This is a genomic window from Caldicoprobacter sp. (genome assembly GCF_047459465.1).
Taxonomy (GTDB): Bacteria; Bacillota; Clostridia; order Caldicoprobacterales; family Caldicoprobacteraceae; genus Caldicoprobacter.
Genome location: NZ_VSCO01000060.1, coordinates 1 through 10574, shown reverse-complemented (window position 1 = coordinate 10574; position 10574 = coordinate 1). Strand labels below are relative to the sequence as shown.

Genomic DNA, 10574 nt, shown 5'->3' with positions numbered 1-10574 from the left:
CAAAGCTGTTTGCCTGGGTAAATCTCAAATACCCTGGAGGCGATAGCCTCAACATTATTTCGCCAAAAGTCACCACTCTTTTAGACATACATAAACCTCCTCATCCTAATTTATATTGATATATTGAATATAATGTGATCTTTCGGTTTTCATCAATTCATTGAGAATTGAAAAGAAATTTCACCAAAGCATCCTCCTCTGGTTACGACAAGTTGGCCGCAACCCCGAATCATAAATATGACGGAGCATCTAAAGCTTACTTAATTCCCCTGGCTGCACGAATCCTGGCAATAAACTCCTGGGCAGTCCTGGTTATGGCCTCGTAGTCCCCAGTCTCGGCTCCCTTGGTCAGTGCGCTGCCCACACCCACCGCTACGGCACCGGCCTTGATCCACTCCTCGACGTTGTCCAGGCTGACGCCACCCGTAGGCATCAATTTGGCATAGGGTATGGGACCACGTATGGCCTTGATGATTTTGGGCCCGAAAAGTTCGCCTGGAAAGACCTTGATGATATCGGCTCCTGCTTCCATGGCTTCCACCACTTCCTTGATGGTCATGGCGCCCGGCATGCAGGGTACCCTATACCTGTTGCACAGCTTGACCGTATCAAGGTTCAAATAGGGGCTGACCACATATTGGGCACCCGCTAAGATGGCCGCTCTGGCCGTCTCTGCATCCATAACGGTACCGGCTCCCAGCAAGATCTCGCCGTTGCTATAAACCCTTGCCAGCTCCTTGATGACCTCTACAGCGCCGGGAACGGTAAAGGTGATTTCTATGGCAGCTACGCCGCCTTTCATGCAAGCATCGGCAATTTTCAAGGCCTGTTCGCTTGACTTGGCCCTTACTACCGCCACCAAACCACCCTCAACTATCCTTGACAACACCTGTTCCTTATCCATAAATTACATCTCCCTTCCATATTTATAGATGTTCTTTATTTAAGCAAGCGCCATTTATGCTGGCCTTGCCATTGCCTTTCCCAAAAGCCCATACAAAAGCTGGCTGTGCTGGTTTAAGTGGATACCGGGTATAAACACCAACTACAAAAATATTGTAAATACCAGCGCACTTTTTATACCTATTCCATATCATTTTCGTGGGTTGTAACCCATCCTCTTAGAAATTTCCCGGGCTGTTTCCACCACATATTTCGCGATTTCCTCATCCCTCTCGGGAGAGATGATGGTCTTCAAGCCCGATGTGCTGACCGCAGCAATAACCTCGCCCCTGTAGTCATAGATGGGGGCGGCAATACACCTTATGCCCTCTTCATGCTCCTCATTGTCCACCGCCCAGCCCCTTCTTCTGACGCTGTCGATTTCAGATATCAGCTTATCAACGTCCGTAATGGTATTGGATGTGTGCGGCACAAGCTGCACACCTTGAAAGAGGGCCCTTATTTTGCTGTCCTCTTTATCCATCAAAAGCACTTTGCCCACGGCCGTACAGTAAAGCGGCACCCTTTTGCCAATGGCTGAATACATGCGGATGGAGTTAAAGCTCTCGATCTTGTCTATATACACCGCCTCATGGTTGTCCAGTATGGCCAAATGAGCTGGCTGGGCAGTCAAAGCCACCAGCTTCCTCAAATAAGGCTGGGCTTCCGTCTTAAGCTCAAGGCTGTTTAAATAAAGGCTGCTAAGCTCAACCAGCTTCAAGCCCAGGCGATAAAGGCCGGTTACCTCATTTTTTTCGATATATCCTCTTGAGGCCATGGATGTCAACAATCGATACACGGTGCTCTTGTGAAGCCCAATACGGCGGGCAATCTCGGTGACACCCAGGCCTTCCTTTTCGGTAGCCAGAACCTCCAGTATATCAAAAGCCCTGTCGATGGATTGTACAGTATCCCTCATGCTGCCTCCCTTGTTTCGTATAGTGAAACTGCGTTTCTAAATGATATTATACTATAACTTTTTGCTCCATTCAATATCCCTGGTTACCATATTTCAGCTTGGGTTAATATTTCAACTTGAGCAAAAAAAGGAGTGTTGGCTTCAAAACAACAAAAGAAACAGCCAGCCTGTAAGTTTCCAGGCTGGCTTCTTCCTCCCTTACACCTTCTTGTTTATGAAATCCCAGAAGTTCTGGCTGAACAGCTTATGCACATCCCTGCGTATCTCGCTCTCTTCAAGCCGCCAGCCGGTATCCATCAGGTCCTTATACTTGTCGAACAGCACATCGGCTATAACCTTTCTAGAATGAGCCCATTTATAGATGAGCTGATCCAGCACGCGGGCATCGGAGTGCTGCGGTATGACGCTGACGCCCAACAGCTCAAACCGCATGCGGGTCATCTCTTCCACCAGGCTGGGGTTGTTGAGGAACCACCAGCACCCGAATATCATGAGGTTCCTGAACTTGCGCGCCGCCACGCTCAATTCATGCTGGTTTTCCCTGGACAGCATGGTGACCATAAACTTGTTGTACGGATAGTTGGCACACAGGTATTCCACCGCTTCAATGCTGCTTCTGCCCACTGAATCGCCCGCCAGCCTCAAGCCCGGATTGACCAGCTTCTTCACGCCTATCATCATGGCAAAGGGTATGTTGTGCTCCCTGCATACCGGCAGCACGCACTCTTCAATGAGGGTTGCCCTTGTGGAATTTTCCGGGAAAGCAAAGGTAGGCGGCAGCGATACGGCCATGTATAAGGGCTCCATGCGCTCAACCCAGTCGTTTAAGAAACGCCTTACCTCTCTGAGGGTGGTCTGGTTCAACTCTTTTTGTACATCATAGCCCCATTCCTTAAGCTTGACCCAGGTCTGATCCCAGGTGTTGAGCAGGGGATCCATTCTCAAAGCCGCCTTAAACCGCGGATCGGCCTTATAGGATTCAAGCCACACCTTCCGCTCGCTGTCATCAAAGGGATCGTTGGTCATTACCACTTCTTTAACCCTGGACAGCTCAAACACCTGATCAACGTACTCTTCTATGGTCTTCGCTGCAAAATAGCTGCGGTATGCCTCCAGGTCACGTGCGGCAACGTCAAGGCCCAGCTTGTTGAGCACCGTCAGTACGCCGCGGCAAGCCTCGCTGTATGGGCTGTTTTCAATGAACAGCGTCTTCCATATAAGGTCGGCCTGCTGCCTCTTGGACATGCTCCAGAATTCATCATAGGGCATGTCGGTCCATCGGAAAAATTCCGCCACAAGGTAATGATAGGTGAGCAGCTCATCCACACCCCACAGCAACATATCGCCAAAACAGGGCGTATACAGATGGGTGTGCACGTCGGTTATTTCAACCTGCTCCACCGCTGCATCCACTGCAGCTCTTAACTCTTTGACATCAGTAATTGGCATGATTTCACCACTCCTTTTAAATATGTAATTATTTGTAATTATTAGTTGCATTTATTTGAAAAATTTCTTTATATCCAAGCCATCTTTTGTACATCTACATTGACCGCGTGTAGAGCATTAGATTAAGGCCCTCTTGCCTCCGTCTTTTAACGGTGGTTCCGGCAATTCATCCGCTTCCCCTTATTACCACTTGGGGAGTAACCACCACCCTGTGGATGACCTCTTTCCCCTGCAACACGTCATACAGCATCTGTACGGCGCCCAAGGCCATATCGGTCACCTTGTTGTCCACCGTGGATAGCTCGGGCATGGTACATAAGGAATACTGGGAGTTGTTATACCCGAACACCGCTACCTCCTCCGGCACCCGTCTCCCTATCTCCCTGAGCTTTTTGAGTACCCCCACCGCGATGATGTCCTCGCTGGCCAAGATGGCTGTGTATGGCACTCCTTCCCTTTCCAGCCTCTCTACACCTTCATAACCGCCCTGGATGCCCCGCGGCACCTTGATGATTCTACCATTAATCTCAAGTTTGTGCTTCTTCATGCTCCTTTTAAAGCCCTCTATCTTGGCCATGCCGCTGAAGCTTTCCACATCGTACATGTATACTATATCCCTGTGCCCCTTCGAATAAAGCATCTCAACGATGTTAAAAACAGCTGCTCCATCATCGCAGACGATGGAATAGATGTTATTCCCCTGTAGGTCGCCGTTGAGCATCACCACGGGCACATGTGTGGCCACCTCATATATATGGCTATTATCGTCTTTTTCCTTGAAGACCGAGCCCACCAGTATGATACCGTCCACCTTTTTTTGCAGCATTAAACGAAGGTATTCCTTTTTCTCCTTAAGCTCCAGCCCGGTATTGCACAGAATGACGTTATACCCCAACTCCCTAAAGCTCTGTTCTATGGTATAAATAGCGCTAGCATAATACGAATCCCTTACATCGCTGGTCAAAACGCCAACGGTGTGGGTGGCTTTAGTCACCAGGCTTCGCGCTATGGCATTGGGGGTATACCGGTACTGTCGCAGCACGGCTTCTACCTTGGCCCTGGTCTCCTCCTTAACTTTCGGGCTGTTATTTATTACTCTGGATACTGTTGCAATGGATACTCCAGCTTTTTTGGCAATTTCGTAAATATTCATAGCCTACACCCTATCCTCCGATATACAAATGCATTTGTCAATTTACCACATAGTCAACTTGACAGAACTTTAATAGCAGACAGGTCACCCTCCTACAATGGCTGGACTTTGCTCCATTTGAGCATCAAAATCATCTAGCTCCATTGGAGCATTTAGACCATTCATGCCACTCCTTCCCACAGGAGGTAAACCTAAACCTGCCCTTCTCAAACGACGTAGCAGATAGTATAGCATTATAACAGAATAACTTCTCAACAGCCCCTCTGAAAGCCGTTATTGCTTCCTCTAAAAAGCCTTATGGTTATATTTCCCGCCATAGCATCCCCGGGCTGCAAATAAACGGTCCCCGTATCATCTATTCCCTCTTCGGCCATGTTGAACCCGTTATTGCAGTTGGTAACCGGTTCAACCGCAAAAAACCCAGGGTTATCCTTAGGGGAATACAGTATCACGTGCTTAAATATCTCATCGGCCTCCATTGTAAGTACCACGTCGCTGCCTAGCCATTTGATGATCACAGGGGCATGGAGCGCCCTATAACACTTATCGATGTGCTCAAAGCCCAACTGCCTCCCCTTGGAAAAGTCGAGCTCATTAGGTATTTCTGTCCACTTTCCGGTGGGTATAGGGGTATCGCCGGGATAAACACCCTTTGCAGGCATTTGTAGAAATACAGCATCATCTCGAGGCGTAAGCTTTCTCATGAAATAGGGATGAATCCCCATTCCGCCCGGCATCTCCTCAGTCCCCGTATTCTTGAGCATCAGGCGTACCGTCAATTTGGCCCCTGTGAGGGCATATTCTATCTCAGCATAAAAGGGGAAAGGCCATGACATGTCGTCAAAATCCCTGCTGTCAAAGCCCATGACAATCCTTTCGGCACTTTTATAGAACACTTTCCACGGCCTGAAACGTACATCTCCGTGTATGGCATGCCCCTCAGCGGTATTCTTTCGAAGATTATAGACCTTGCCCCTGAATTTTAAAACAGCGTTTTCTATGCGGTTCGAATAGGGGATCATGTTGAAAGAGGCAAACTTCCCTGCATCTTTGTTCTCAACCGCCTGATAGGGCGTGGGCCTCATTATATCCACCCATTGGCCGTTCAAGCAATACCTCAAGGAGAATATGCTGGCTCCTACTTGAGGGCATACCTTAAGCTCTATAAATTCATTGTGCAATACTTCTAACAACTGTTTCATCTTATACCCTCCAGGTTACAAGCTTAAGTTCCTCATATGAAGCTGAGTGCCTCTGAAACTGGGTTCCTCATATGAAACTGGGTTCCTCATATGAAGCTGGGCCCCTCTGAAGCTGGGTCCCTCATATGCAAGCAGCCAAATTATCCCTTAACAGCATCGACGAATTCCGAGCTTTAGACTGCACAAGTGTCATCATGCACTTCGGCCGTCAAAACCAAGCTTCTCAAGGATGACAACTAACTCCGTCCATTTCCTCCTCATTGGCTGAAGAACCTGCCCCTATATGCCCACAGCCCCAGCGCCGGATTGCTTACATAGAAAATCCTTTCGCCATTTTCCAGCACGTTAAATCCGTCCTTAAGCTTTTCAGGGTTATAAAGCCTGTAGGCTTCTTCAAGGTCCATGTACTTGAAGTTTACACCTTCCACTTCCTCGCGAGTAAGATGGCCCGGGGCATATGTGATAGTAAAGCGGCCATCCGATGAGCCGTGAATTAGGTGCGCCGCCACCGATTGGTTTTCCTGCAGGTCCTTTTGCTCTTTCCACAGCTTGAGCACCCGCTCCCTGCCCACATAGCCATACTTGCGGATCAGCATGTCATTGCCTTTATCTTCGCCAAATTGCCGCACGCCCGGTGCCAGCACTATGAGCTCCCCGCCATCGGCAATGGCCATCCGCGTCCTGTATATGGCCTTGTTACCCAACCAGGTGCTCTTAAATTCTTGTGGATCCAGATACACCACTACCTTTTGTAGCGGCTCATCCAGGAACTGCATGTTCTTCTGCTGGCTCAAAGCCACTGCTTCCTCAAACAGCCTGCGCTCTCTTCCTATAAACAAGCCGTGGATCAAAACCTTCCCCTCTTCATGGGTAGTCACCGTCAATATATACATCAATGGGATGTCTTTGGCAAAGTGCTGTTCGGCATAGTCAAACACCTTGCGCACCGGCGAATGGTCCCGGCCCATGATCCTTTCCATGCCGTATATGGCGCCCAGCATGTGCGTCTTGTTTATCATGCTGTATCCGCCACAGCCCACAAATATGTTTTTACTATAGTTAGCCATGCCCACAACCTCATGGGGCACCACCTGTCCGATGGATATGATAAGGTCATACTCCCCTTTCACCAGCCGCCAGTTAACCTCTACATCTATGGGGTCTTCCATCAACCCTTCGGAGATCTCCTTGATATACTCGCCTGGCACTTCCCCAATTTTTACTACATCCTCCCGCCAGTTGTGCACGATGAACCGCTCTTTGGGGATCCCCTCTCCGAAAAAGGCTATGCGCTCTTCATCGCTTACCGGCATGTGAGTACCCAGCGCCGGCATGATATCCACCTGACATGTGCTTCCAAGCATCTCATACAGCATGGCGGTTATCTCTCCTGCCCCCGAATGGGCCCGGGTAAAATCAGGCGGCAAAAGAAGCACCTTTTTGAGGCTATCCTTACGCCCTTCCAAAGCCTTTTCCAGGGCAGCGCGAATCTGTCCCGCATCAAGCCCTCTGTTATTAGCCGCTTTCAATACAATTCCTTCCATAATTTATTCACCCCTGTTTGACGTTTTATCATACCATTCCATATAGCGCTCAAACCTTTTAGCGTATATTTGGGCCATCGATTCATTTGGAACTATTTTTTCTCCTTGACTTGGATTGAATTCCTCCAACGACTTTATAGCGCCCGTAGCCTTCAAAGCCACCGCTACAGCCCCCATGGTAGAGGCATGTTCCACGTTGGAGGTATATATCTCCCTCTGGAATATATCGGCCGCCATTTGAAGCCACCAGCGGGAATTCTCAATACCTCCCGATATCCTGATCTCTTTGGGCACACCCATAAGCTTCTCCAGAACAACATAACACTGATACAGGTTAAACAGTACCCCTTCCAATATGGCATAGTGAAGGTGCCCTACCTCATGATGGGGTTTCAGGTCGACAAAGCCTCCCGTCCTGGTGTCTTCCCAACCGGGACAGCGCTCGCCGTACAAAAACGGCAGAAAGATGGGCGCATCCTGGATATCGATCTTGCTGGCCAGCTCATCCAGGGCGCGATAGCTTATGCTGCCGCGGTTTAGCCTTTTCCCAAACCACTGCACGCAGTTTCCGGCGCCCGAGGTAGCAGCACCGGCTAACCTTTTGCCATGGATCACGTAATAACACCACGTCGATGGATTGTCCGGCAATACCGGAACAGGGCTGGTAACCCTGAGGGCTCCGCTGGTTCCCACCGACATGGTCATTATTCCCGGGCCCATGGCTCCCGCTCCCACCTGGTTGAGCGCCCCATCGGGGCCGGGTAGGGTCACCGGTATACCGGCCTTAAGCCCCAGCTGCGATGCTGCTTCCTGGCTCAAAGGCGCAGTATGGTCCAACTCGTAAAGGGGAGCCAGTTGGGAGACCTTCAGCCCTACAAAATCCAGTATTTCCTCATCCCATTCCAGAGTGTGGATGTTCATAAACCCGGTACCTGAGGCAACGCTACGAGAAACCCCCATCTGTCCCGTCAGCTTTTCAAAGACGTATTCGGGCTGTGAAGAGAGGTAGCCCTGGGGATCCACCTGCCCTTGTTCCTTGGCATGAAGGTACTTCCAGACGGGGTATATGCTATGTACCATGCAGCCCGTCCGCTGGTAAAACCAGCGTCTGAGCTTATCATCCTTTCTGTATCGGCCGGCAGTGGGAGCGGCTTCGGTACTGGCCCAGGTCTTGATCCTGCCCATGGGCTTGCGCTCCCTGTCCAAAAACAGCACGCTGTGCCAGGTGCTCCCCAAACCGATGGCGTCTATGGAGCAGCCTTCGCGCTCGATAAGCGCTTTGGCACATTCGATGACTGCCTGGTAAATCCCCTCGGGATCCTGTGATACCACATCATTTATGGTATCCTTAAAAGGTACGCTGAATACCCCCTTTATCCCCTCTTCAAGGGAGTATATCATGGCTTTGGCAGCAGAGGTGCTCACTTCCAAAGCAAGGATGTTCACGCCTACCAATCCCTTCCATTTATTTTTTCGATAACCAATCGGTATGGAAAGTGCCCTCCCTGTCTACCCTTTCATAGGTGTGGGCTCCAAAATAATCCCGCTGCGCTTGAATCAGGTTAGCCGGCAGCTTATCCCTGCGATAGGAGTCGTAATAGAAAAGTGCCGAGCTAAAGCAGGGTACCGGAATGCCGTATTGGACAGCAAGGCTTACAACCCTTCTCCAACTGTCCTGCGCCTTCTCCACCACCTCTTTAAAATAGGGGTCCAGTAGCAGATTGGCAAGAGACGGATTCCTGGTGTAGGCTTCCTTTATGCGCTCCAAAAACTGTGCCCGGATTATGCACCCTCCACGCCACAGCAAGGCGATATCGCCCAGCCTGAGGTTCCAGTTATAAGCCTCGGATGCCTGCTTGAGGAGCGCAAATCCTTGAGCGTATGAACATATTTTGGAGGCATACAAGGCCCGACCTATATCCTCTATCAGCTGCTCACGGTCTCCATTAAACTTGGCTTCAGGGCCTTTTAATACTTTGGAAGCAGCCACGCGCTCTTCCTTGATGGCCGATATGCAGCGGGCAAACACCGCCTCAGCTATAGTGGGAACGGCCACACCTAAGTCCAATGCATCCTGCGAGGTCCACTTGCCCGTGCCCTTCTGCCCCGCCCGATCCAGTATGACATCCACCATGGGCAGACCGGTCTCTCCATCTATCCTTCCCAGGATATCGGCCGTGATCTCGATGAGATAGGAATTAAGGTCTCCCTCGTTCCATTTCTGGAATATGGGTTGCATCTCTGGAGCCGAGAGCCCTAGAAGTTCCCTCATCAAGAAATAGGCTTCGCTGATAAGCTGCATATCCCCGTACTCGATACCATTATGTACCATCTTAACATAATGGCCAGCGCCATCGGGGCCCACATACTCGCAACAGGGGATGCCGTCTGCTACCTTTGCGGCTATATCCTTCAGTATCTTTTCCACCTGTTGCCAGGCCTTGTAAGACCCGCCGGGCATGATGCTTGGGCCCTTCAAAGCGCCTTCCTCGCCGCCAGAAACCCCAACGCCCATAAAGAGTATTCCCTTCTGCGCAAGTTGTTCGGCCCGCCTTATGGTGTCCTTAAAATATGAGTTACCCCCGTCAATCACTATATCCCCCTCGTCCAGCAGAGGAACAAGAGAATCGATAACAGCATCCACGGGTTTCCCTGCCTTAACCATTAACATGACCTTTCGCGGCCGGCTCAAAGAAGCCACAAACTCCTCCAAAGTATAGGCAGGTATAATCCTTTCCTTGCCTTTTGCAGGGCCATCCATAAACTCCTTGGTCCTTTCGGGCGTACGGTTGTACACCGTCACGCAATAGCCCTTGCTCTCCATGTTGAGCACCAGATTCTGGCCCATTACTGCAAGGCCGATAAGCCCAATATCCGCTTTTGCCATTCAAAACAGCTCCTTTCATATTTGATTAGGAGAAGAATTGGGTTGCCAGACTTTGTCTAAATCAATAGCGGGATCAAACAATGGAGTCAAACAATGGAGCCAAACAATAGTGTCTACAAAAAACAGCACAACTATGATGTAAACGCTTACACTTTCAGTGTAGCACAACGGCATTTAGCCGTCAACACAAAAGTAAAGCTACCACAAGGAGGTAAATAAGTGAACAGATTCATAGGGTAAGCTTCACCAAAAATAAAAAAGCCCTCTCAAGGGCTATTTAAGGAACAAATTTTCATCATCAGTATGAAATATTAAAAGTTAGTTTGAAAAACAAAGCCACTGAAAATAACGGGTTCTCTGATAGGCCTGTGTGATAAATTTCTAATTTTTCGTGCATATTAAGACTACTTTAAATTTCATAGGGCCAAAAAAAGAATGGCTCCTCAGGTTGGATTCGAACCAACAACCCCTCGGTTAA

General features: G+C 49.5%; 8 protein-coding genes. All 8 read right to left on the bottom strand.

Annotated elements, in window-relative coordinates; translation table 11 throughout:
* Positions 1-256 precede the first annotated feature (256 nt).
* The 8 genes from FWJ59_RS05375 to gndA all read right to left on the bottom strand — a co-directional run bounded on the left by FWJ59_RS05375 (position 257) and on the right by gndA (position 10096).
* Positions 257-904 carry a bifunctional 2-keto-4-hydroxyglutarate aldolase/2-keto-3-deoxy-6-phosphogluconate aldolase gene (locus FWJ59_RS05375; protein WP_414480951.1) on the bottom strand — a complete coding sequence of 216 codons (648 nt, stop codon included), beginning with the start codon at positions 902-904 and terminating at the stop codon, positions 257-259.
* A gap of 189 nt (positions 905-1093) precedes the next feature.
* Positions 1094-1861 carry an IclR family transcriptional regulator gene (locus FWJ59_RS05370; protein WP_414480950.1) on the bottom strand — a complete coding sequence of 256 codons (768 nt, stop codon included), beginning with the start codon at positions 1859-1861 and terminating at the stop codon, positions 1094-1096.
* Positions 1862-2059: 198 nt separating this feature from the next.
* Positions 2060-3310, bottom strand: a complete 1251-nt coding sequence (locus tag FWJ59_RS05365; RefSeq protein ID WP_414480949.1) for a glucuronate isomerase — start codon at positions 3308-3310, stop codon at positions 2060-2062.
* 166 nt (positions 3311-3476) lie between these two features.
* The gene (locus FWJ59_RS05360) at positions 3477-4463 is read right to left on the bottom strand and encodes a LacI family DNA-binding transcriptional regulator (RefSeq protein WP_414480948.1); all 987 of its coding nucleotides are present in this window, start codon (positions 4461-4463) and stop codon (positions 3477-3479) included.
* Between the two features lie 251 nt (positions 4464-4714).
* Positions 4715-5665 carry an aldose 1-epimerase gene (locus FWJ59_RS05355; RefSeq protein WP_414480947.1) on the bottom strand — a complete coding sequence of 317 codons (951 nt, stop codon included), beginning with the start codon at positions 5663-5665 and terminating at the stop codon, positions 4715-4717.
* A 257-nt stretch (positions 5666-5922) separates the two neighbouring features.
* Positions 5923-7209 carry a lactate racemase domain-containing protein gene (locus FWJ59_RS05350; protein WP_414480946.1) on the bottom strand — a complete coding sequence of 429 codons (1287 nt, stop codon included), beginning with the start codon at positions 7207-7209 and terminating at the stop codon, positions 5923-5925.
* Positions 7210-7212: 3 nt separating this feature from the next.
* Positions 7213-8655 (bottom strand): gluconokinase, encoded by a 1443-nt coding sequence (locus FWJ59_RS05345; protein ID WP_414480952.1) that lies wholly within the window; start codon positions 8653-8655, stop codon positions 7213-7215.
* A 19-nt stretch (positions 8656-8674) separates the two neighbouring features.
* Positions 8675-10096, bottom strand: a complete 1422-nt coding sequence (gndA, locus tag FWJ59_RS05340; protein WP_414480945.1) for an NADP-dependent phosphogluconate dehydrogenase — start codon at positions 10094-10096, stop codon at positions 8675-8677.
* Positions 10097-10574 lie beyond the last annotated feature (478 nt).